Origin of the sequence: Streptococcus infantis (assembly GCF_047465525.1) — a bacterium.
GTDB classification, from domain to species: Bacteria; Bacillota; Bacilli; order Lactobacillales; family Streptococcaceae; genus Streptococcus; species Streptococcus infantis_R.
On the sequence record NZ_JASGZS010000006.1, the window covers coordinates 1 to 23,011 of the forward strand.

Below are 23,011 nucleotides of genomic sequence, written 5' to 3' on the forward strand. Positions count from 1 at the left end.
TTCAACATGGAGTTACAGGCAGCCACAAGCATCTTCGTGGTCAATATGAAACGAATTATGGCCTTAATAAATACAAAATAACCGAGGAATTCGCTCAAATTGATGAGTGATTCCTCGGTTTTCATTTTATTAAAAGTAAGAGAGTTACTTTTTCAGTGGGCTTGTACGAATGCTGAGGCTTCTTTTACGTGGTTGCGAATCACGTCCAGACCAGTGGCACTTAATCATCGCCTTTCTTATCTAGCCAGACAGAAGAAACTCAAATAGTAGGTTCAGATGATTATGGCTATGTAAAAATTCCTAAATCATGGGTTCATTTCAAAGAAATTGAAGGTGGAGATGATATTCAGTACTGTGATGGGACGGATGTCAATATTGTAACTCTCAATACCTTTAAACCTTAGCAGTTTGGTATTAGTGAAAGCGAATATGCAGCGCTAGAAACTGTTCAAATTTCAACTAGCATTTATTAATCTAAACAAAAAAGTCAAGAATTTTCCAAGGTATGGGGGTCAAAATCAACTATCGGTGGCTATGAGGCCTACGCAGTAAACTGTATTGCTAAGAATGGTAAATATTTAATTATCTGGGTTTTTAAATCCGATGATGGTAAGTTTAGATATGTTTCTCTTGAAGGTGTTCCAGAGGTATTAAAAAATCTCCTTCCAATGGTGGAAGAAAGTTGGACCAATAAAAAAGTTAAAATCGTGAAAACAGGAGTCATTCCTGTTTTTTGTTTTACTTATCAAGAAATTTATAAAAAATATGTTTGAAATTAGCAAATGTTTAAAACGTAAACAATAAAAATCAAACAAAATACAACAAAAAAACATTGACAACGGTTTCATATAATGTTATACTTATACCATAAAAGTTAAATATGAAGGGAGAAAGTCATGGGATTAGATCATTTCTTTGAAAAAGACTTAGTCTTTTGCTTAGAAGCAGATAATCAAGAGCAACTTTTCGATCAAGTTGCAACCCTATTGGAAGAAAAGAAAGTTGTTACAGATACCTATCGATCGGCCTTGATTGAACGTGAAAAATCGTTCCCAACTGGTTTGGATATGGAGTTTTTAGGGAAGGATTTGCCTAACGTAGCTATCCCTCATACTGATACCATTCATAATCTAACTGAAAATGTTGTCGTGGTTCGTCTGGAAAAACCAGTAACATTCCACAATATGATTGCCCCTGATAAGGAAGTAGAAGTATCATTACTCTTCTTTATCATCAACAATTCAAGCTCAAGTCAAACAAATATTCTTGCACAGTTGATGGACTTCTTTACAGGCAATGGTCATCTTGAAGCGCTGTCTAAGATTAAGGAACCTGAAGCCTTGTTCCAATATATCTCAGAAGCGACTGCTTAATTTGTTAATAATTTTTATATAAAAACGGAGGAAATCCAAATGATTAAAATTCTTGCTGCTTGTGGTGCAGGTGTTAACTCAAGCCACCAAATTAAAAGTGCTCTTGAAGAAGAACTTTCTAACCGTGGGTACGATGTTCAATGTGATGCCGTTATGGTAAAAGATGTCAATGAAGACTTGATTAAAGGTTATGATATCTTCACACCAATCGCTGCTACTGATTTAGGTTTTGAACCAGGTATTCCAGTTGTTGAAGCAGGACCAATCTTGTTCCGTATTCCAGCTATGAGCGCTCCAGTCTATGATAATATTGAAGCAGCTATCAAAGAACATGGTCTAAGCTAATTATTAATTTGTAAATATTCCATAAAAATAAAGGGAGGAAAATTATGGATATCATTATCGAACTAGCCAATAAGCTGTTCAAACCTATCTTGGAAATGGGTGGACCGATCATCATGCTGATCATTTTGACACTATTGGCTCTACTTTTTGGAGTGAAATTCTCCAAAGCGCTTGAAGGTGGTATCAAACTTGCCATCGCTCTTACTGGTATCGGTGCTATCATCGGTATGTTAAATGGTGCTTTCTCAGCATCACTTGCAAAATTCGTTGAAAATACTGGTATTCAATTGAACATCACCGACGTTGGTTGGGCACCACTTGCTACAATCACTTGGGGTTCAGCTTGGACACTTTACTTCTTGCTTGTGATGTTGATCGTCAACATTGTCATGCTTGCAATGAAGAAAACTGATACACTTGACGTCGATATCTTTGATATCTGGCACTTGTCTATCACAGGTCTTTTGATTAAATGGTACGCTGACAACAATGGAGTTAGCCAAGGAGTTTCACTCTTCATCGCGACTGCAGCAGTTGTCCTTGTTGGGGTTCTTAAAATTATCAACTCTGACTTGATGAAACCAACATTTGATGACCTTCTTAACGCACCAAGTTCATCACCAATGACTTCAACTCACATGAACTACATGATGAACCCAGTTATCATGGTTTTGGATAAGATTTTTGATAAACTCTTCCCAGGTCTTGATAAATACGACTTTGACGCTGCTAAATTGAACAAGAGAATCGGTTTCTGGGGATCTAAATTCTTCATCGGTTTCATCCTTGGTATCGTTATCGGTTTGATGGGTACTCCACATCCGGTTGCAGGTGTTGAAGGGGCTGAAAAATGGGAATATGTAATTAAAGGCTGGTTGTCACTTGGTTTGACTGCCGGTGTCTGCTTGGAGCTCTTCTCATTGATCGGTTCATGGTTCATCGCAGCCGTAGAACCACTTTCACAAGGTATTACAAACGTTGCTACTAAACGTCTTCAAGGACGTAAATTCAACATCGGTCTTGACTGGCCATTTATCGCTGGTCGTGCTGAAATCTGGGCTTGTGCCAACGTACTTGCACCAATCATGTTGGTTGAAGCTGTGCTTCTTTCAAATGTCGGAAATGGTATCTTGCCACTTGCTGGTATCATCGCAATGGGTGTAACTCCAGCTCTCTTGGTAGTTACTCGTGGTAAATTGCTCCGTATGATTATCTTCGGAACACTCTTGTTGCCACTCTTCCTTCTTTCAGGTACACTTATCGCACCATTTGCAACAGAACTTGCTAAAGGTGTAGGTGCCTTCCCAGAAGGTGTAAGCCAAACTCAATTGATTACTCACTCAACTCTTGAAGGACCAATCGAAAAACTATTTGGTTGGGCAATTGGTAACGCTACAACTGGTGATATCAAAGCTATCCTTGGCGCATTAGTATTCCTAGTATTCTACGTTGGTATCTTTACATGGTACAGAAAACAAATGATCAAACGTAATGAAGAATACGCAGCAAACGCAAAATAATTCGCTCCTAAAAATGTAAATTGTAAAAACTAGGTTGTCAGTTTCCAAGTATGGAGTCGGCAATCTAGTTTTTTTAGGGAAAAAATTAATGGAGGTAACCCTAGTGATTGAATTACAATCAGAACAGTTAAATGTACAATTTCAGACCTTTGGAGGTGCTCTTACCTCAATAAAAGACAAGGATGGAATTGAGTACTTGTGGCAAGGAGATCCAACTTACTGGAGTGGACAAGCACCTGTTCTATTTCCAATTTGTGGATCCGTTAGAAATGATACTGTCCTATATGATCAAGAAGATGGTAGTCAAGTAAAAGGTAAAATTCCACGTCATGGTCTTGTACGAAAAAAAGAATTTGAATTAGTGGATCAAACGGATAACTCGGTTACTTTTGCTATTGAAGATGACCAAGAAATGTATGAAAATTATCCTTATCATTTTCGCTTAGAAATAACTTATACAGTTACTGGAAAGACTATTCGTACGCAGTATCAAGTTACTAATAAGGAAACAGATAAAAAAATGCCATACTTTATTGGTGGACATCCTGGTTTTAACTGTCCTTTATTTGATGATGAAGCCTATGAAGATTACTATCTTGAATTTGAAAAATCTGAAACTTGCACGGTTCCAAAACCATTCCCAGAAACAGGGATGTTGGATTTTCAAGATAGAAGTGACTGGCTAAAAGCTCAAAAGGAATTAGATCTAAACTATGATTTCTTTAGCTATGATGCTGTGACTTTAGATGAGTTAGCCTCTCGCTCTGTTTCCTTACGGTCACGTAAGCATGATAAGGGATTAAAACTAGACTTTAAAGAGTTTCCAAATTTAATCGTTTGGTCAACGCTTAACAAAGGTCCTTTCCTTGCCTTGGAACCTTGGTCAGGTTTGTCAACTTCACTCGAAGAGGGCGATCATCTAGAAGATAAGAAAAATGTTCGAATCTTAAATCCAGGTCAAAGTGATCAAATTGGTTTCGATATAGAAATTTTCTAAAAAATAAACAAAAACAAACACAAACTGTTGACTTTTTTAAACAATAGTAGTATATTATGTTTAGAAAGAACAATTTGTGTTTGTTTTAACAAGTTATTCTTCCAATTTATCCCAGGAGAAGTTTTTAAGAGTGATTAGATGAATCATTCTTAATCTAAAATAGTCAACAAAACTACTAGTAACTATTTGGTGATGGTCATTTTCTTTCCAGAACCAAAAAATTTTTACTGGTCTATTATAAAAAAGGAGTATACAATATGTCTATTGTTATTGGTGCAGATGCTGCAGGTTTGAGATTGAAAGAAGTCGTTAAAGATTTCTTGGAAAAAGAAAACTTCCACGTTGTGGATGTTACAGCTGAAGGTCAAGACTTCGTTGATGTAACTCTTGCAGTTGCTGAAGAAGTTAAAAAAGAAGAACAAAACCTTGGTATTGTCATTGATGCTTATGGTGCAGGTCCATTTATGGTTGCAACTAAAATCAAAGGAATGGTTGCTGCAGAAGTATCTGACGAACGTTCAGCTTATATGACTCGTGGTCACAACAACTCACGTATGATTACTATGGGTGCTCAACTTGTTGGTGACGAATTGGCTAAGAACATTGCTAAAGGCTTTGTAAATGGTAAGTATGATGGCGGTCGTCACCAAATCCGTGTCGACATGTTGAATAAAATGTGCTAATTTTTATATTGAAAGAAAGGTAAGATAAAAATGAGAATTGCAATTGGATGTGACCACATCGTAACAAATGAAAAAATGGCGGTTTCAGAATTTTTGAAATCAAAAGGACATGAAGTCATCGACTTTGGTACTTATGACCACGCTCGCACACACTACCCAATCTTTGGTAAAAAAGTTGGTGAAGCAGTAGTTAGTGGCCAAGCTGATCTTGGTGTATGTATCTGTGGTACTGGTGTAGGTATCAATAACGCTGTTAACAAGGTTCCAGGTGTTCGTTCTGCTTTGGTTCGTGATATGACAACAGCTCTTTATGCAAAAGAACAATTGAATGCCAACGTTATCGGATTCGGTGGTAAAATCACTGGTGAGTTGCTCATGTGTGATATCATTGATGCTTTCATCAATGCTGAATACAAACCATCTGAAGAAAACAAAAAATTGATCGCTAAAATCCAACACGTTGAAACTCATAACGACTATCAAACGGATGCCAACTTCTTTACAGAATTCCTTGAAAAATGGGATCGCGGTGAATACCACGACTAAGAGGTGACCTATGATTTTAACAGTCACAATGAACCCATCCATTGATATTTCCTATCCTTTGGATGAATTGAAAATTGACACTGTCAACCGTGTTGTAGATGTAACTAAGACGGCTGGTGGTAAAGGTCTTAACGTTACTCGTGTCCTATCAGAATTTGGTGACTCCGTAGTCGCAACAGGACTTGTCGGTGGTAAACTTGGTGATTTTTTAGTAGAAAATATTGATGATAAAGTAAGCAAACGTTTCTTCTCTATTAAAGGTGAAACTCGTAACTGTATCGCAATTCTACATGGAGAAAACCAAACAGAAATCCTAGAAAAAGGTCCTGAAGTTCAAGAAAAAGAATGTCAAGATTTCTTGGCTCATTTCAAAGAACTTTTAGAGACTGTAGAAGTAGTCGCTATTTCTGGTAGCCTGCCAGCAGGTCTTCCTGTTGATTACTATGCTAACTTGGTAGAGCTTGCTAATAAGGCTGGGAAACCAGTTGTTCTAGATTGCTCAGGTGCTGCTCTTCAGGCTGTTCTTGAATCTCCACATAAACCAACAGTTATCAAACCAAATAATGAAGAATTGTCTCAACTTTTGGGTAGAGAAATTTCTAAAGACTTGGATGAATTAAAAGAGGTTCTTCAAGAGCCCCTATTTGAAGGAATTGAGTGGATCATCGTTTCCTTAGGTGCTAATGGTGCCTTTGCAAAACACGGGGACACTTTCTATAAAGTAGATATTCCAAGAATCCAAGTTGTAAACCCAGTTGGTTCTGGCGATTCTACAGTGGCAGGTATTGCTTCAGGTCTTTTCCATAAAGAAACGGATCAAGAACTGTTGATCAAGGCAAATGTCCTTGGTATGCTTAATGCTCAAGAAAAAATGACTGGTCATGTCAACATGGCCAACTATCAAGGTCTATATGACCAATTAATTGTAAAAGAGGTATAAAATGGCTTTAACAGAACAAAAACGTGCACGCTTAGAAAAACTTTCTGATGAAAATGGTATCATCTCAGCTCTTGCATTTGACCAACGTGGTGCGTTGAAACGCCTCATGGCTCAATACCAAACAGAAGAGCCAACAGTAGCTCAAATGGAAGAACTTAAAGTCTTGGTAGCAGATGAATTGACTAAATACGCTTCATCAATGCTTCTTGACCCTGAGTATGGACTTCCAGCAACTAAAGCTCTTGATGCAAAAGCTGGTCTTCTCCTTGCTTATGAAAAAACAGGTTATGACACAACAAGTACAAAACGCTTGCCAGACTGCTTGGATGTTTGGTCTGCAAAACGTATCAAAGAACAAGGTGCAGATGCTGTTAAGTTCTTGCTTTACTATGACGTAGATAGCTCTGACGAACTTAACCAACAAAAACAAGCCTACATTGAACGTATTGGTTCTGAGTGTGTAGCTGAAGATATTCCATTCTTCCTTGAAATCTTGGCTTACGATGAAAAAATTGCGGATGCAGGTTCTGCCGAATACGCTAAAGTAAAACCACGCAAGGTTATCGGTGCTATGAAGGTCTTCTCAGACCCACGCTTTAACATTGATGTCTTGAAAGTGGAAGTTCCAGTTAACGTGAAATACGTTGAAGGATTTGGCGATGGCGAAATCGTTCATACACGTGAAGAAGCAGCTGCTTTCTTCAAAGCGCAAGACGAAGCAACTAACCTTCCATACATCTACTTGAGTGCAGGTGTATCCGCTAAACTATTCCAAGAAACTCTTGTCTTTGCCCACGAATCAGGCGCAAACTTCAACGGCGTTCTTTGTGGACGTGCAACATGGGCTGGATCTGTTGAAGCTTACATCAAAGATGGAGAAGCAGCAGCTCGTGAGTGGCTTCGTACAACTGGATTTGAAAACATCGATGAACTCAATAAAGTTCTTCAAACAACAGCTACTTCATGGACTGAGCGTGTCTAAATTTCCCCCCTTTTGTGTCCTAAAACCTAGCTAAAAAACTTTTAAAAAAAGTTGTATGTAAAGGTTTATAAAAAATCATTCTTGTGATATACTAAAGTCACAAGTTAATACAAAGTGAGTGTTACTAAGTAATATTAGGCATGATCACAGATGACTCAGAGCTATATTTTCTGAGTTCATTTGTGGTCATTTTTTATGCTCACAAAACTTAAATAATAGGGCAAGGAGGTTGCCATGTATCGGATATTAAATCCAATGAATAACAATGTTTCTCTCGTGCGGAATAGCAAGGGAGAGGAGTTGATCGTAATTGGTAAGGGTATTTCATTCGGTAAGAAGAAGGGAGATTTGATTTCTGAGGATCAGATTGAAAAAGTTTTTCGGATGAAAACAGAAGAGTCGCGAGAAAACTTTATGGCTCTTCTCAAGGATGTACCGCTTGATTTTATTACGGTCACTTATGAGATTATTGATAATCTTTCTAAAAAATATCAATATCCTGTCCAAGAGTATCTATACGTCACTCTGACAGACCATATCTATTGTTCTTATCAGGCTATTAGCCAAGGACGCTATAAGGATAGTAACTTGCCTGACATTTCTGCCAAATATCCAATCGCTTTTCAAATTGCACAAGAAGCTTTTGAAATTTATCGTCAAAAACTGACAGAAAATTTTCCTGAAGATGAAATCATTCGTATCGCTTATCACTTCATCAACGCGGAAGGTGAGAATGCAGTCGAAGTTGTTGAGTCAATTGATAAGAGAAAGGAAATTTTAAAGAGGGTCGAAAGCATTTTGAAGAGTTATAAAATCCAGCGAACACCTGAAAATAATAATTTCTACGACCGCTTTATGATTCATCTAAATTATTTTTTGGATTATCTGGATCGTAGTCGCGATGATAATCAATCCTTGCTCGATATGGAAGAACATATAAAGAATACCTATCCAGAAGCATTCGAGATTGGTAGTAAAATTTATGAGGTCATTGCTCAGGAAACTGGTCTTGACCTCTACAAGAGTGAACGAGTTTATCTTGTTCTACACATCCAACGTTTATTGTCATAACGCTTTACTAAAAAATATATAAGGAGAAATCTATCGTGAATAGAGAAGAAGTGACATTGTTAGGTTTTGAGATTGTTGCCTATGCTGGCGATGCTCGTTCAAAATTATTGGAAGCCTTGAAGGCTGCTGAAGCTGGAGATTTTACGAAAGCGGATAGCTTAGTTGAGGAAGCTGGTAGCTGCATCGCAGAGGCTCACCACGCCCAAACAAGCTTGTTAACAAAGGAAGCTGCAGGTGAAGATTTAGCCTATAGCGTGACCATGATGCATGGTCAAGATCACCTGATGACAACAATCTTGCTAAAAGATTTGATGCATCATTTAATTGAACTTTATAAAAAAGGAGCTAAATAATGAATAAGTTAATTGCCTATATCGAGAAAGGAAAGCCTTTCTTTGAAAAACTATCTCGAAATATCTATCTTCGTGCTATTCGTGATGGATTTATCGCTGGAATGCCAGTCATTCTATTCTCAAGTATTTTTATCTTGATTGCTTTTGTTCCAAACTCTTGGGGCTTTAAATGGTCTGATGAAGTAGTAGCACTTTTGATGAAACCTTACAGCTACTCTATGGGGATTCTAGCAGTCTTGGTAGCTGGTACCACTGCTAAATCTTTAACAGACTCCGTCAATCGTAGTATGGAGAAAACCAACCAAATCAACTATATGTCAACGCTATTGGCGGCTATTGTTGGTTTGCTGATGTTAGCAGCTGACCCAATCGAGGGTGGCTTTGCAACTGGTTTCCTTGGAACAAAAGGGTTGCTTTCAGCCTTCCTGGCAGCTTTTGTAACTGTAGCTATCTATAAGGTTTGTGTGAAGAATAACGTTACTATTCGCATGCCTGACGAAGTTCCACCGAATATCTCACAAGTCTTTAAAGACGTTATTCCATTCACTCTCTCAGTTGTTTCACTTTATGCTCTTGATTTACTTGCACGTCAATATGCTGGAGCTAGTGTAGCAGAAGCTATCGGTAAGTTCTTTGCACCTCTTTTCTCAGCAGCAGACGGTTATCTTGGTATTACTATTATCTTTGGTGCCTTTGCCTTCTTCTGGTTTGTCGGTATTCACGGCCCATCTATCGTTGAACCTGCGATTGCAGCGATCACTTATGCAAATGCCGAAGTCAACTTGAATCTTCTTCAACAAGGTATGCACGCTGATAAGATCCTTACATCTGGTACACAAATGTTTATCGTTACCATGGGTGGTACAGGAGCAACTCTTGTAGTTCCATTCATGTTTATGTGGTTGTGTAAGTCTAAGCGTAACCGTGCCATCGGACGTGCTTCAGTAGTTCCTACATTCTTCGGTGTAAACGAACCAATCTTGTTTGGTGCACCACTTGTTTTGAACCCAATCTTCTTTATCCCATTCATCTTTGCACCAATTGCAAACGTATGGATCTTTAAGTTCTTTATCGAAACTCTCGGCATGAACTCATTTACTGCCAACCTTCCATGGACTACACCTGGGCCTCTAGGTATTGTTCTTGGTACAAACTTCCAGTTCTTGTCATTTGCTCTTGCAGCATTGTTAATCGTAGTGGATATTGCAATCTACTATCCATTCCTTAAAGTTTATGACGAACAAATTCTTGAAGAAGAACGTTCTGGTAAAGCCAACGATGAATTAAAAGAAAAAGTAGCCGCAAACTTCAATACTGCTAAAGCTGATGCTATCCTTGAAAAAGCTGGAATAGAATCAGCACAAAATACAATTACAGAAGAAACCAACGTACTCGTTCTCTGTGCAGGTGGTGGAACAAGTGGACTTCTTGCAAATGCTTTGAATAAAGCTGCTGCAGAATACAATGTTCCTGTGAAGGCCGCTGCTGGTGGTTACGGTGCTCACCGTGAAATGTTGCCAGAATTTGACCTTGTTATCCTTGCTCCTCAAGTAGCATCAAACTATGAGGACATGAAGGCTGAAACAGATAAACTTGGAATCAAATTGGCTAAGACTGAAGGAGCTCAATACATCAAGTTGACTCGTGATGGTAAAGGTGCTCTAGCCTTTGTTCAAGCGCAATTCGATTGATGATAGGGACTGTAAAACAGTCTCCTATCATCACGGAAATCGCTATGGCGAATTTCCTAATCGCCTTGTTAATTCGTCGGTAAAAAGATATCGTTTTTACCTCCTCATGTCACAATTCGAATTACCTTAGGGACTGTAAAACAGTCTCCTATCATCACGGAAATCGCTGTGGCGAATTTCCTAATCGCCTTGTTAATTCGTCGGTAAAAAAATATCGTTTTTACCTCCTCATGTCACAATTCGAATTACCTTAGGGACTGTAAAACAGTCTCCTATCATCACGGAAATCGCTATGGCGAATTTCCTAATCGCCTTGTTAATTCATCGGTAAAAAAATATCGTTTTTACCTCCTCATGTCACAATTCGGTGACTTGGTACAAGAAGTGAGATGGAGATGGATAGCTCACTAACTCCTCTCCCCTCACTTTTCATTTTATCCAATCAAGAAATAGGTGAAAAAATGACAAAAACACTTCCTAAAGATTTTATTTTCGGTGGCGCAACAGCAGCTTATCAAGCAGAAGGTGCTACACATACAGATGGTAAAGGTCCTGTTGCTTGGGACAAATACCTTGCTGATAACTATTGGTACACAGCTGAACCAGCGAGTGACTTCTATCATAAATATCCAGTAGATTTGCAGTTGGCTGAGGAATATGGGGTAAACGGTATCCGTATTTCCATTGCTTGGTCACGTATTTTCCCAACTGGTTATGGTGAAGTAAATCCGAAAGGGGTAGAATTCTATCATAACTTATTTGCAGAATGTCATAAACGCCATGTAGAACCGTTCGTTACTCTTCATCACTTTGATACACCTGAAGCTCTTCACTCAAATGGAGATTTCTTAAATCGTGAAAACATCGAACACTTTGTAGATTATGCTGCATTCTGTTTTGAAGAATTTCCAGAAGTAAACTACTGGACAACCTTTAATGAAATTGGTCCAATCGGTGATGGTCAATACTTGGTCGGTAAATTCCCACCAGGTATTCAATATGATCTTGCGAAAGTCTTCCAATCCCACCACAATATGATGGTTTCTCATGCTCGTGCTGTGAAATTGTATAAAGACAAAGGCTATAAAGGTGAAATCGGGGTTGTTCACGCCCTTCCAACTAAGTATCCATTGGATCCTAAAAATCCTGCAGACGTTCGTGCTGCTGAGTTGGAAGATATCATCCACAACAAATTTATCTTGGATGCTACATACCTTGGACACTATTCAGATGCAACCATGGAAGGTGTAAACCACATCTTATCAGTAAATGGTGGTAGCTTGGATCTTCGTGACGAAGACTTTGCAGCACTTGAAGCAGCTAAAGATTTGAACGACTTCCTTGGAATTAACTACTACATGAGTGACTGGATGGAAGCCTTTGATGGTGAAACTGAGATCATCCACAATGGTAAAGGAGAAAAAGGAAGCTCTAAATACCAAATCAAAGGTGTTGGACGTCGTGTAGCTCCTGACTATGTACCTCGTACTGACTGGGACTGGATCATCTACCCTCAAGGTTTGTATGATCAAATCATGCGTGTTAAGAAAGATTATCCAAACTACAAGAAGATCTACATCACTGAAAACGGACTTGGATATAAAGATGAATTTGTGGACAACACTGTTTACGATGATGGCCGTATTGATTATGTGAAACAACACTTGGAAGTATTGTCTGATGCGATTGCAGATGGTGCAAACGTCAAAGGATACTTCATCTGGTCACTTATGGATGTCTTCTCATGGTCAAATGGTTATGAAAAACGCTACGGTCTCTTCTATGTTGATTTCGATACACAAGAACGTTATCCTAAGAAATCTGCACATTGGTACAAAAAACTAGCTGAGACCCAAGTGATTGAATAGTACAACTAGTTATTAGGTATAGAATTTAAGCGAGGAAAGTTTATGCTCAAAGATTTTATCAAATCAATCTATGAAAAAGTTTATATTATTAACTTTGAACATTGCTCTCATGTACCATCCTTGACCAAGGAGCAACTTGCAAGTCTTGGAAAATGGTATGTCTCGACGGGTAAGGAGTGGATTTGTCATTCAGACTATGACTTTGAAGAATTTCAAAAGCTATTTTTAAATTTTGTCAACGCAGAAGATAAGGATAACATTTCCTTTGTTTCGGATTTTATGCCATTTCAACACTAAAATATTATAAAGAGGAATCTATCTCATACTAGGGGATATTCCTCTTTTTTATCTAGATTTTACCTGAAAGACAAAAAAATTCTTGACAGATTTATGTTATAGGAGTAAACTATTAACTAGTTAAATAACTGGTTAAGTACATAAAGACGTAACTCACTCGCTCAAATCTTGTTTGAAATATAGAAATAGGAGGAGGAGTTTTAAAAGTGTTTTCGTTTTTCAATTATATAATTAACCAGTTAAGGAAGTTCTTTAGGAAAAAGTGTAGTTCTTTATTTAACGAATAAATGAAATAGGAAGTGTGTTTAGATGAAAATCAATAAAAAATATGTTCTTGGTTCGGTAGCTCTTTTAGCCTTAAGCCTTTCAAGTTATGAATTGGGGCGTTACCAAGCAGTACAGACTAGCAAAGAGTCTAATCGTGTGTCTTATATAGAAGGGAATCAGGCTGGTGCTAAGACTGAAAATCTGACGCCTGATGAGGTTAGTCAGCGAGAGGGGATCAATGCTGAGCAGATCGTCGTTAAGATTACCGATCAAGGTTACGTAACTTCACATGGGGACCATTATCATTACTTTAATGGCAAGGTTCCTTATGATGCAATCATTAGTGAAGAACTTCTGATGAAAGATCCGAATTATCAGTTGAAGGATTCAGACATTGTCAACGAAGTCAAGGGTGGTTATGTCATTAAGGTTGATGGTCGCTATTATGTATACCTCAAAGATGCATCCCATGCAGAAAATATTCGTAGTAAGGATGAGATCAATCGTCAGAAGCAAGAACACGGACATGGTAGTGGAACAAAAGTTAGCAATGAAGTTACCCTAGCAAGGGCTCAGGGACGTTATACAACGGATGACGGCTATGTTTTTAATGCAAGTGATATTATTGAGGATACTGGCGATGCTTACATCGTTCCCCATGGCAATCACTTCCATTATATTCCTAAGAGTGACTTGTCTGCCAGTGAATTAGCTGCGGCTCAAGCCTTCCTATCTGGTAAAGGTGGCCAAACAAGCTCAGTTGGGTATCGTCCGTCAACAAATTCTTCTAGCAGCTCATCAGAGGCATCGAATAGTAGTTCATATGGACAAACAAATCATAGTAATGTTGAGACAAATATTAGAAGATGGGCTCCAACTGTTAGCCCACAAGTGGATAATAGTTATCAAGCAAGTCCAAGTGAAGACATATCTAGTCTTTTGAAACAACTTTATGCCTTGCCACTCAGCCAACGACATGTGGAATCAGATGGGCTTGTATTTGATCCAGCGCAAATTACAAGAAAAACTGCGAATGGGGTAGCGGTACCTCATGGGGATCACTATCATTTTATCCCTTATTCTCAAATGTCTGATTTAGAGCAGAAGATTGCGAGAATGATTTCTGAAAATTATCAAGGAAATCATACAACTGCAGGTGGTAAAGAATTAAAACCAATTCCGACTCCAAGTCTTCCAAATCCAATCCCTGCTCCAGAGCCTACCCCAATACCAAGTCCACAACCTGTACCAAATCCTCAACCAGCTCCAAGCAATCCAATTGATGGAAAATTTGTAAAACAGGCGATTCGAAAGGTGGTTGATGGTTATGTCTTCGAAGAGAATGGAATTTCGCGTTATATTTCTGCCAAGGAACTTTCAGTAGAAACTGTTGCAGCCATTGATAATAAACTTGCCAAACAAGAAAGTTTGTCTCATGAGTTAGGAGCTAAGAAAACCAATCTTGCATCTGGTTATCAAAAATTTTACAACAAAGTTTATGATTTACTAGCAACAGTTCATCAAGATTTGATTTCCAATAAAGGGCGCCAAGCTGATTTTGACGCTTTGGATAGACTATTGGAACGTCTCAACGATGAGTCAAGTGATAAAGTCAAGTTAGTTGATGATATCCTTGCTTTTCTAGCGCCGATTCGTCATCCAGAACGTTTAGGAAAACCAAATGCACAAATAACTTACACAGATAATGAGATTCAAGTAGCCAAGTTGGCAGGCAAGTATACAACAGAAGATGGCTATATCTTTGATCCCCGTGATATCACCAGTGATGAGGGGGAGGCCTATGTAACTCCGCATATGAGCCACAGTCATTGGATTAAGAAAGATAGTTTGTCTGAAGCTGAAAGAGCAGCAGGTCAAGCTTATGCTAAAGAGAAAGGTTTGACACCTCCTTCAACAAATCATCAAAGTTCAGGAAATACTGAAGCTAAGGGAGCAGAAGCGATTTACAATCGAGTAAAAGCAGCTAAGAAGGTTCCACTTGATCATATTCCTTACAATCTACAACATACTGTTGAAGTTAAAAATAGTAGCTTAATTATACCTCATTACGACCATTACCATAACATTAAATTTGGTTGGTTTGACGAAGGACTCTATGAGGCACCTAAAGGGTATAGTCTAGAAGATCTCTTTGCGACTGTGAAGTACTATGTCGAACATCCAAACGAACGTCCACATTCAGATAGTGGTTGGGGCAATGCGAGCGACCATGTTCAAAGAAACCACAATAGTCAAGCTGCTAACAATCAAACAGAGAAACCAACAGAGGAGAAACCTCAGACAGAAAAAATTGAGGAGGGAAAAACGAAAAATGAGAACGCAGAATCTCCAAAACCAAAAGAACCAGAGGAATCAGAAGAAGAATCATCATCGGAACCAGAGGAACCTCAAGTTGAAACTAAAAAGGTTGAAGAAAAACTGAGAGAGGCGGAAGAGTTACTTAAAAAGATTCAGGATCCAATTCTCAAGTCCAATGCCAACGAAACTCTCACAGGATTAAAAAATAACCTGTCATTTGGTTCTCAGGACAACAATACTATTATGGCAGAAGCTGAAAAGCTATTAGTTTTGCTAAAGGAGAGTAAGTAATTATACAACTATTATAGAAGATAAAAAGGGAGCAGAATATGGATTCTGTTCTCTTTTTCATGAAATTGTGAAAAAATTCTTGACATATTTTCTAAATAAAGTTAAACTATTTACTAGTTAATTAAATGGTTAAATACTAGTTAAGGAGTTGTTATGAAAAAAAGAACTATCCTATGGCTCATGATTGCCATATTTGCTCTTGTATTGGGAGCTTGTGGACAAAAGACCAGTCAAGACAAGAGTGATGAAACTAAGGGGATGAAGATTGTGACCAGTTTTTATCCTGTCTATGCTATGGTCAAAGAGGTTTCAGGTAATCTAAATGATGTTCGGATGATTCAGTCTAGTTCTGGTATCCATTCCTTTGAACCTTCTGCAAATGATATTGCAGCCATCTATGATGCCGATGTTTTTGTTTATCATTCTCATACATTAGAGTCATGGGCGGGAAGTTTGGATCCAAGCCTACAAAAGTCCAAGGTAAAGGTGTTGGAAGCATCTGAAGGTATGACCTTGGAGCGCGTGCCTGGGTTAGAAGATATGCAGGCTGGAGATGGGATTGATGAGAAGACCTTGTACGATCCACACACTTGGTTAGATCCTGAAAAGGTTGCAGAAGAAGCACAGATAATTGCTGATAAGTTATCCGAACTGGACAGTGCCAACAAGGATACCTATCAGAAAAATGCACAGAACCTTAGTGCTAAAGCTCATGACTTAACTAAGAAATACCAACCCATCTTTGAAAAAGCAAATCAAAAGACATTTGTGACCCAACACACAGCCTTTTCATATTTGGCAAAACGATTTGGACTCAATCAGCTTGGGATTGCAGGAATCTCTCCTGACCAAGAACCAAGTCCAAGACAATTGACTGAAATCCAGGAATTTGTAAAGACTTATAAGGTCAAAACCATCTTTACAGAGAGTAACGCTTCATCAAAGGTAGCTGATACACTTGTCAAATCAACAGGTGTGAGTCTGAAAACCCTCAATCCTTTAGAGGCAGACCCACAAAATGACAAGTCCTACTTAGAAAACCTAGAAGAAAATATGGCTATCTTAGCTGAAGAATTGAAATGAGGAGATTATGAAGATTAATAAAAAATATTTAGCAGGATCTGCAGTGGTCCTTGCTTTAAGTGTCTGCGTTTATGCTTTAAATCAACATCAAGCACCTGAGAAAAAAGATGACAATCGTGTTTCCTATGTTGACGGTAAAGGATCTGAAGCTAAGAAGAATGAATCTCTGACACCAGACCAAGTTAGCAAGAAGGAAGGAATAGAAGCTGAACAGATTGTTACCAAGATCACTGATCAAGGTTATGTGACGTCCCACGGCGACCATTTCCATTACTATAATGGTAAGGTGCCTTATGATGCTATCTTTAGCGAAGAACTGGTCATGAAAGATCCGAACTATCAGTTGCGTGATCAAGATATTGTCAATGAGATTAAAGGTGGCTATATCATCAAAGTGGACGGCAAATACTATGTCTATCTAAAGGATGCTAGCCATGCTGATAATGTCCGTACCAAAGAACAAATCGAGCAGCAAAAACAAGAACACACATCAGATAGTGGTAGTGCAAGTGAGGAAGTTCTTGCTGCCAGAGCACAAGGTCGATATACAACGGATGATGGTTATGTCTTTAATGCTGCAGATATTATTGAAGATACAGGGGATGCTTATATCGTTCCTCACGGTGGGCATTATCACTACGTTCCAAAGAGTGCCCTATCTTCAAGTGAATTAGCAGCAGCTCAAGCCTATCTAGCTGGAAGAGGAAGTCAACCAAGCCTAACGGATTATAAACCAAATCCAAGTGTTACACCAAGTTCTCAAGCCGATAGCCCAGCAACAAGCATCCCAGTAGATCAAGAGGATAGCCTCCAAAGTCTTCTTGCTCAGTTATATGCTTTACCAGTTAGTCAACGCTATCAAGAATCTGATGGTTTGGTATTTGACCCAGCTAAAATTACCAGTCGAACACCATCAGGAGTTGCGATTCCACACGGCAATCACTACCATTTCATTCCTTATAGTAGTATGTCTGCTTTGGAGCAAAAAATTGCTCGTTTGATACCACTTGGAGGTGCCCTAACACTAACAAAGCCGTTAGAAAATCAAAATAAACCAACAGTTCAGCGTGACCATGAAAATGTAACTCATAAGAACCATCATGAGGATGAACATGATCATGGCTTTGCAGCTGAGCGTGTGATTAGAGAAGATGAGCAAGGTTTTGTAGTTTCACATGGGGACCATGCCCACTATTTCTTCAAAAAAGATTTGTCAGCAGAACAGATTAAGGCAGCGCAAGAGCATTTGCATGGTCATGGCCGAACAGAAGTTCCAAAAGATAATCATAACACTCCTAAAGAGAATGAAGCGAAACACGAGCATCATGAGGATGAAAATGATCATGGTTTTGCAGCTGAGCGAGTGATTAGTGAGGATGAGCAAGGTTTTGTGGTTTCACATGGAGACCATGCTCACTATTTCTTTAAAAAAGATTTGTCAGCAGAGCAGATTAAGGCAGCGCAAGAGCATTTGCATGGTCATGGCCAAACAGAAGTTCCTCACGATAATTCTAACACTCCTAAAGAGGACCAAGCGAAACACGAGCATCATGAAGATGAACATGATCATGGCTTTGCCGCTGAGCGAGTGATTAGTGAGGATGAGCAAGGTTTTGTCGTTTCTCATGGAGATCACAATCACTATTTCTTTAAAAAGGATTTATCAACAGAGCAGATTAAGGCTGCTCAGGAGCACTTGAAGGAACATCATCAGGTAGAACCTGTTAAACCACTTGCAAAAGATGTAGAAGCTTTCTCTCGAGATGCCAGCGATGAAGAAAAGATAGCTTATATCTCTAAAACCTATGGTGTTCCGCTTGAAGCAATCCGAATTTCAAATGGATTCTTTGTATTTGGAAATCCAGACCAGGCTTATGACCCAACTCACATTCACCCTTATGCAGTTCGAAAGGAACACGTTCGTATTCCTCTCCAAACAGGTGATGCAGAGCTTGATTTCCTAAACGAACTCTATACAACTGCTCTACGTGATGGTGTTTCTCCTTATAGCTTGCAGGTTGAAAATGGTAGCTTCGTCATTCCTCATGGTGACCATAACCACTACATCAAGGTTCAAACTAAAGGTTATGAAGTGGCTTTGAAAAACAAAATTCCTGCATTACAGTCAACTTACCAACCTGGTGCTTTTGATGAAAAAGCAGTCCAGTATAAGATTGATCAACTTCTAGCAGAAAGTCGTGAAGTCTATAAAGATAAACCAATTTTACAAAGACAAATTGAGCTTGCTTTGGGACAATTCTCTGAAAATATGAAGAAGCTCTCAACCAACTCAACAGCTGGTTATCTGGCTGCTTTAGATCTCTTTGACAAGCAGTATATCCACGTTGACTCTAGTGTAAAACCAACAGAAATCAGTCCATTAGACAAAAAATATCAAGCTTTAGTAGACAAGATTAATACCTTGGATACGGATGCTTATGGACTTCCTAAAAAGGATCTCTTGGTTCAACTCCAAGAAAATAAATTGGCTCAAGATGAGGCTGGTTTAGATGCAGTTGAAGCCAAGTTGCAAGCTCTGCAAGATTTTAATGATCGTACTGGTGTTACGACAGTCGAATACATTAAGTATTTCTATCAACATCTGTCAGATGGTCGTTTAAATGACACTCTTAGAAATAAAGTTGCTAACTTAACTTGGACTCTTTATCAGTCACAATCCTTCCTTAAGGCGACTGACTTAAACCAACTTTTCCCAGAAATCTACCAAACAAAACTAGAAGTTGAAGAAGCACTGAAAAATGAGCCAGTTGCAAGCAAGAATTCTGAAACAATCTTAGATACAGAAAAAGTGGATGGACATAGTGCTAAAACTGCAGTCTATGAGTTCTTGAAAGGTTTGTATGATGATCTCAAACCTGAGGAACAAAGTAACCATGTCTTAAAAGGTCAGGTGGCAGGACTTTTAACAAAAGCTGTAGAATTGGTAAGCCAAGTGAAAGAAGAAGGTGTTAAAGCTTCACTTGTTGACGAAGTGAAGAATCTGAAAGTTGCCTTTGACAAAGAGGGTGCTGACCTAGATGAATTAAATACGCAAGTTCAAGATCTTCTGAAGCGTATTTCACAGACTATTCAGAATGAACGTGAAAATGCAAACCAAGACCCAGAGGTTTTAGTTCTCTACCAAAAACTTTATAATGGTGTCATTGCCCTTCATACTTATTTAGAAATGAATAATGGTTCTGATGCTGACTTTGAAAAAGTGGACGCCTTATTTGATAAGCTTGGTGCAGCAAGCAAAGACAAGCAAGCTCTTTTAGCTCTTGCTCAAGAAATCGTTTTGTTAAACCAAGAATTTCAATCCAAAGTCAAGCCAGCTGAAGCTAGCACAGAAACAGCCAATAAAGAAACAAACGATAAACAAGCTGAGTCAACCTTAACTCCTGCAACTAGCTCTCCAGAAACAAGAGAAAAAGTAGCAGAATAATAAAAAGTTCAGACAGCTACCGTGTCAAAAGTAGGTTGCTGATAAAAAAGAGGTCGGGAATTCTTTCCCGATCTCTTTAGTCTTTATAAGCCACAATCCCAATAATGGTGTCGACTGCACGTTCCATTGTTTGTAGACTAACGTATTCAAAACGACCGTGCATATTTTCACCACCAGCAAAGATATTTGGCGTTGGAATTCCCATAAAGGAAATCTTAGAGCCATCTGTTCCACCACGAATCGGTTCGATAATAGGTGTGATACCAAGGTCTTCCATTACTGCTTTAGCGATGGTGACTGGAGTCATATCCTTTTCAATGACTTCCTTCATGTTGTAATACTGGTCTGTCAATGTTAAAGTAACACGATCACTACCAAGTTCTTGGTTCATCTTATCAGCGATAGCTTGCATGGCAACTTTACGTGCTTCAAAGGTTTCTTTTTCGAAGTCACGGATAATATAACTAGCACGCGCTTCCTCAACAGTTCCTGTTACATCCATGAGATGGTAGAATCCTTGGTAACCCTCAGTCAACTCAGGTCGGTCACCTGCTGGGAGTTGATTGTGGAAATCAATCGCCAACTGAAGGGCGTTAACCATTTGTCCTTTAGCTGTTCCTGGGTGAACATTACGACCTTGGAAGTGAAGTTCGGCACCGGCCGCGGAGAAGGTTTCGTATTGAAGTTCTCCTAGAGGTCCACCGTCAACTGTATAGGCAAAGTCGACATCGAAGTCTTCTGCATCAAACTTATTGGCACCAACACCGATTTCTTCATCAGGTCCAAAGCCAACACGGATTTCACAGTGTTTAATCTCAGGATGAGCAGTCAAGTATTCGATAGCTGTCATGATTTCAGCGATACCAGATTTATCATCAGCCCCGAGAAGAGTAGTTCCATCAGTTGTAATCAAGGTTTGCCCTAGATATTTCTCTAAGCTCTTGAAATCCGCTGGATTTAGTTTGAAACCAGAGTTCCCAAGCTCGATAAGGCCACCGTCGTATTTTTCAACTACTTGTGGGTTAACACCTTCAGCATTAAAATCTGCTGTATCCATGTGGGAGATAAAGCCAATCTTACGAGTCAAACTAGGATCGTTAGCTGGAAGTGTACCGATACCAAAACCGTTTGGTAGATAGTAGACATTTTGCAAACCAACACGTTTCATCTCAGGGATGAGGACATTGGTTGCGAAGTCTACTTGACTTTGGGTACTTGGTGTAGTGGTTGAATGTTCGTCAGAACGTGTATTGACTTTGACATAAGTCAAAAAACGCTCCAACAAAGTTGGGTATTTCATAAAAACTCCTTTTTTACTTCTTTTAAAACCATTGTATCATAGAAGGAAGAGAAAAACAAAAGTCAGAAAGGAGATAAAATTCTTATGTTAGCGTTTACTTATGGCTTCTTTAGTGATACAATAAAAAAGATAAAAATATCACAAGGATGCAAATATGAAAAAAGCGATTTTAATGATGACATTTGGTTCACCAGAAGAGATTACCTTTGAAGGGGTAGCCGATTTTTTTACCAACATTCGTCGAGGAGTTCGACCTCAAGACCACGAGATTCAAACCCTTTATGATAATTATGTTCGAATTGGAGGAACTCCACTTCAAAGAATTACCCGTGAAGAAGTTGCCTTGGTAGAAGCTAGGTTAGGAAATGAATATAGTGTCTATTTTGCCAATAAATTTTCAACCCCTTTTATTCCAGATGTAATTCGGCAAATGGAAGCAGATGGAATTGAAAAGTGTATTTGCTTGATTTTGGAGCCACACTATTCCTTTTACTCTGTCATGGGGTACGAAAAGTTTCTGGAAAGCAAACAAATTCAGTTTTTAGTTATTAAGGACTGGTATCAAGAAGAAGCACTATTAAATTATTGGACAGCTGAAATTGATAAGATTTTAAAAGAAAAGGTGAAACAGGATAGCTTTAAAGTCATCTTTTCTGCCCACAGTGTGCCCATTTTTGCCTTGGATTTTGGTGATCCCTATATCGACCAGATTTTCGAAAATAGCAAGTTAATTGCTGAGAAATTAGGCTTGAAACCAGAGCAATATACCAACACTTGGCAGAGCGAAAGTGATATTGGTATTCCTTGGATCAAACCAGATGTATTGGAGTATCTTAGAGAACAGGAAGAACATCCAGAGCATTATATTTTTGTGCCTATTAGTTTTATCAGTGAGCATATTGAAGTCTTGTTTGACAACGATGTGGAATGTCATGACTTGTGTCAGGAATTGGAGGTGAACTACCATCGTCCACCAATGCCAAATACAGATTCTCGTTTGATTGATGCCTTGGTCAATATTGTCCGAGCTAACGAACATAAAGAATTTAGAGAATTCCTCCCAGAAGAAGAAACCTTTGATGAATTAGTCCCTTCGGATGAAACTAAGAACATTTTAGATGAATCACAAGACTTACAAATGCCAGAATTTGTTAAAAAATTAATTGAGAAAAAAGGTCGTGAAAATGTCAAGATGCCTTATTTAATCAAAAAAATGCTTGAAAAAGCTGGCAAATTACCTAAAGACTAAGTGAAAATAGAAAAGAACTGGTTATACTCTTCGAAAATCAAATTCAAACTGCGTCAACGTCGCCTTGCCGTATATATGTTACTGACTTCGTCAGTTCTATCTACAACCTCAAAGCAGTGCTTTGAGCAACCTGCAGCTAGTTTGCTTTTTAATTTTCATTGAGTATAAGGTTTGTTTCAGATATCTGCTAAGGTAGGATATAATTTAGAAATTGTAAGAAAAAGAGAGTGGGACAGAAATCGGTAATTCGTTAGAATTCGATTTCGTCGTCCCACCTCCGTACAGTTGAGTAGGGCTGTAAAAGCTGATGAAATCAGCGTAGTAGAGCCCACTCAACCACTGCATCTTGCTCGACAATCCAAAGACAAGAAGAGGCTAGGACTTTTGTCCC

General features: G+C 38.7%; 17 protein-coding genes and 3 pseudogenes. 19 read left to right on the plus strand and 1 reads right to left on the minus strand.

What is annotated here, in order from left to right; all coding sequences use genetic code 11:
- Nucleotides 1–248 precede the first annotated feature (248 nt).
- From QM374_RS02975 to QM374_RS03060, 18 genes and pseudogenes are all read left to right on the plus strand, one after another.
- A pseudogene (locus tag QM374_RS02975) lies at nucleotides 249–773 on the plus strand (hypothetical protein); the annotation flags it as partial.
- A gap of 123 nt (nucleotides 774–896) precedes the next feature.
- Nucleotides 897–1,373: a PTS sugar transporter subunit IIA gene (locus tag QM374_RS02980; RefSeq protein ID WP_414310811.1), complete on the plus strand. Its 477-nt coding sequence runs from the start codon at nucleotides 897–899 to the stop codon at nucleotides 1,371–1,373.
- Between the two features lie 39 nt (nucleotides 1,374–1,412).
- On the plus strand, nucleotides 1,413–1,718 hold the full coding sequence (locus QM374_RS02985) for a PTS sugar transporter subunit IIB (protein WP_000590576.1): 306 nt from the start codon (nucleotides 1,413–1,415) through the stop codon (nucleotides 1,716–1,718).
- A gap of 44 nt (nucleotides 1,719–1,762) precedes the next feature.
- The gene (locus tag QM374_RS02990) at nucleotides 1,763–3,238 is read left to right on the plus strand and encodes a PTS transporter subunit IIC (protein ID WP_414310812.1); all 1,476 of its coding nucleotides are present in this window, start codon (nucleotides 1,763–1,765) and stop codon (nucleotides 3,236–3,238) included.
- Between the two features lie 88 nt (nucleotides 3,239–3,326).
- Nucleotides 3,327–4,235, plus strand: coding sequence for an aldose 1-epimerase family protein (locus QM374_RS02995; RefSeq protein ID WP_414310813.1), 909 nt, complete (start codon nucleotides 3,327–3,329; stop codon nucleotides 4,233–4,235).
- Between the two features lie 257 nt (nucleotides 4,236–4,492).
- Nucleotides 4,493–4,918, plus strand: a complete 426-nt coding sequence (gene lacA, locus QM374_RS03000) for a galactose-6-phosphate isomerase subunit LacA (protein WP_000029280.1) — start codon at nucleotides 4,493–4,495, stop codon at nucleotides 4,916–4,918.
- A 30-nt stretch (nucleotides 4,919–4,948) separates the two neighbouring features.
- Entirely contained in the window at nucleotides 4,949–5,464 is a 516-nt protein-coding gene (gene lacB, locus QM374_RS03005) for a galactose-6-phosphate isomerase subunit LacB (protein ID WP_414310814.1), read from the plus strand.
- Between the two features lie 10 nt (nucleotides 5,465–5,474).
- Nucleotides 5,475–6,404, plus strand: a complete 930-nt coding sequence (locus QM374_RS03010) for a tagatose-6-phosphate kinase (RefSeq protein WP_414310815.1) — start codon at nucleotides 5,475–5,477, stop codon at nucleotides 6,402–6,404.
- Between the two features lies 1 nt (nucleotide 6,405).
- Nucleotides 6,406–7,386, plus strand: coding sequence for a tagatose-bisphosphate aldolase (gene lacD / locus QM374_RS03015; RefSeq protein WP_414310816.1), 981 nt, complete (start codon nucleotides 6,406–6,408; stop codon nucleotides 7,384–7,386).
- Nucleotides 7,387–7,620: 234 nt separating this feature from the next.
- A complete protein-coding gene (locus QM374_RS03020) occupies nucleotides 7,621–8,457 on the plus strand; it encodes a PRD domain-containing protein (protein ID WP_414310817.1) in 837 nt (278 codons plus the stop codon).
- A gap of 35 nt (nucleotides 8,458–8,492) precedes the next feature.
- A complete protein-coding gene (locus QM374_RS03025; protein ID WP_414310818.1) occupies nucleotides 8,493–8,810 on the plus strand; it encodes a PTS lactose/cellobiose transporter subunit IIA in 318 nt (105 codons plus the stop codon).
- The gene (locus QM374_RS03030; protein ID WP_414310819.1) at nucleotides 8,810–10,501 is read left to right on the plus strand and encodes a lactose-specific PTS transporter subunit EIIC; all 1,692 of its coding nucleotides are present in this window, start codon (nucleotides 8,810–8,812) and stop codon (nucleotides 10,499–10,501) included. The genes QM374_RS03025 and QM374_RS03030 overlap by 1 nt, the downstream gene beginning before the upstream one ends.
- A 461-nt stretch (nucleotides 10,502–10,962) precedes the next feature.
- The gene (gene lacG / locus QM374_RS03035; protein WP_371558989.1) at nucleotides 10,963–12,369 is read left to right on the plus strand and encodes a 6-phospho-beta-galactosidase; all 1,407 of its coding nucleotides are present in this window, start codon (nucleotides 10,963–10,965) and stop codon (nucleotides 12,367–12,369) included.
- A gap of 42 nt (nucleotides 12,370–12,411) precedes the next feature.
- Nucleotides 12,412–12,666: a DUF3884 family protein gene (locus QM374_RS03040; RefSeq protein ID WP_414310820.1), complete on the plus strand. Its 255-nt coding sequence runs from the start codon at nucleotides 12,412–12,414 to the stop codon at nucleotides 12,664–12,666.
- Between the two features lie 309 nt (nucleotides 12,667–12,975).
- Nucleotides 12,976–15,543 (plus strand): pneumococcal-type histidine triad protein, encoded by a 2,568-nt coding sequence (locus QM374_RS03045; RefSeq protein ID WP_414310821.1) that lies wholly within the window; start codon nucleotides 12,976–12,978, stop codon nucleotides 15,541–15,543.
- 153 nt (nucleotides 15,544–15,696) lie between these two features.
- A complete protein-coding gene (locus tag QM374_RS03050) occupies nucleotides 15,697–16,626 on the plus strand; it encodes a metal ABC transporter solute-binding protein, Zn/Mn family (protein WP_414310822.1) in 930 nt (309 codons plus the stop codon).
- Between the two features lie 7 nt (nucleotides 16,627–16,633).
- Nucleotides 16,634–17,560: pseudogene (locus QM374_RS03055) on the plus strand (pneumococcal-type histidine triad protein); the annotation flags it as partial.
- A 159-nt stretch (nucleotides 17,561–17,719) separates the two neighbouring features.
- Nucleotides 17,720–20,071: pseudogene (locus tag QM374_RS03060) on the plus strand (pneumococcal-type histidine triad protein); the annotation flags it as partial.
- 76 nt (nucleotides 20,072–20,147) lie between these two features.
- On the opposite strand, the gene pepT reads toward QM374_RS03060, so the two are convergent.
- Nucleotides 20,148–21,371 (minus strand): peptidase T, encoded by a 1,224-nt coding sequence (pepT, locus tag QM374_RS03065; protein WP_414310823.1) that lies wholly within the window; start codon nucleotides 21,369–21,371, stop codon nucleotides 20,148–20,150.
- Nucleotides 21,372–21,525: 154 nt separating this feature from the next.
- Here pepT and hemH point away from each other — a divergent pair, with 154 nt between their 5' ends.
- Nucleotides 21,526–22,620 (plus strand): ferrochelatase, encoded by a 1,095-nt coding sequence (hemH, locus tag QM374_RS03070; RefSeq protein WP_153225375.1) that lies wholly within the window; start codon nucleotides 21,526–21,528, stop codon nucleotides 22,618–22,620.
- The last annotated feature ends 391 nt before the right edge of the window (nucleotides 22,621–23,011 follow it).

Excerpts from the sequence above, each read along its gene's own strand:
- pepT (WP_414310823.1), bottom strand. The coding sequence starts at position 21,371 with ATGAAATACCCAACTTTGTTGGAGCGTTTTTTGACTTATGTCAAAGTC.
- lacG (WP_371558989.1), top strand. The coding sequence starts at position 10,963 with ATGACAAAAACACTTCCTAAAGATTTTATTTTCGGTGGCGCAACAGCA.
- QM374_RS03020 (WP_414310817.1), top strand. The coding sequence starts at position 7,621 with ATGTATCGGATATTAAATCCAATGAATAACAATGTTTCTCTCGTGCGG.
- QM374_RS03045 (WP_414310821.1), top strand. The coding sequence starts at position 12,976 with ATGAAAATCAATAAAAAATATGTTCTTGGTTCGGTAGCTCTTTTAGCC.
- QM374_RS03050 (WP_414310822.1), top strand. The coding sequence starts at position 15,697 with ATGAAAAAAAGAACTATCCTATGGCTCATGATTGCCATATTTGCTCTT.
- QM374_RS02980 (WP_414310811.1), top strand. The coding sequence starts at position 897 with ATGGGATTAGATCATTTCTTTGAAAAAGACTTAGTCTTTTGCTTAGAA.
- lacD (WP_414310816.1), top strand. The coding sequence starts at position 6,406 with ATGGCTTTAACAGAACAAAAACGTGCACGCTTAGAAAAACTTTCTGAT.
- QM374_RS03010 (WP_414310815.1), top strand. The coding sequence starts at position 5,475 with ATGATTTTAACAGTCACAATGAACCCATCCATTGATATTTCCTATCCT.
- hemH (WP_153225375.1), top strand. The coding sequence starts at position 21,526 with ATGAAAAAAGCGATTTTAATGATGACATTTGGTTCACCAGAAGAGATT.
- QM374_RS03040 (WP_414310820.1), top strand. The coding sequence starts at position 12,412 with ATGCTCAAAGATTTTATCAAATCAATCTATGAAAAAGTTTATATTATT.
- lacA (WP_000029280.1), top strand. The coding sequence starts at position 4,493 with ATGTCTATTGTTATTGGTGCAGATGCTGCAGGTTTGAGATTGAAAGAA.
- QM374_RS02990 (WP_414310812.1), top strand. The coding sequence starts at position 1,763 with ATGGATATCATTATCGAACTAGCCAATAAGCTGTTCAAACCTATCTTG.
- QM374_RS02985 (WP_000590576.1), top strand. The coding sequence starts at position 1,413 with ATGATTAAAATTCTTGCTGCTTGTGGTGCAGGTGTTAACTCAAGCCAC.
- QM374_RS02995 (WP_414310813.1), top strand. The coding sequence starts at position 3,327 with ATGGAGGTAACCCTAGTGATTGAATTACAATCAGAACAGTTAAATGTA.
- QM374_RS03030 (WP_414310819.1), top strand. The coding sequence starts at position 8,810 with ATGAATAAGTTAATTGCCTATATCGAGAAAGGAAAGCCTTTCTTTGAA.
- lacB (WP_414310814.1), top strand. The coding sequence starts at position 4,949 with ATGAGAATTGCAATTGGATGTGACCACATCGTAACAAATGAAAAAATG.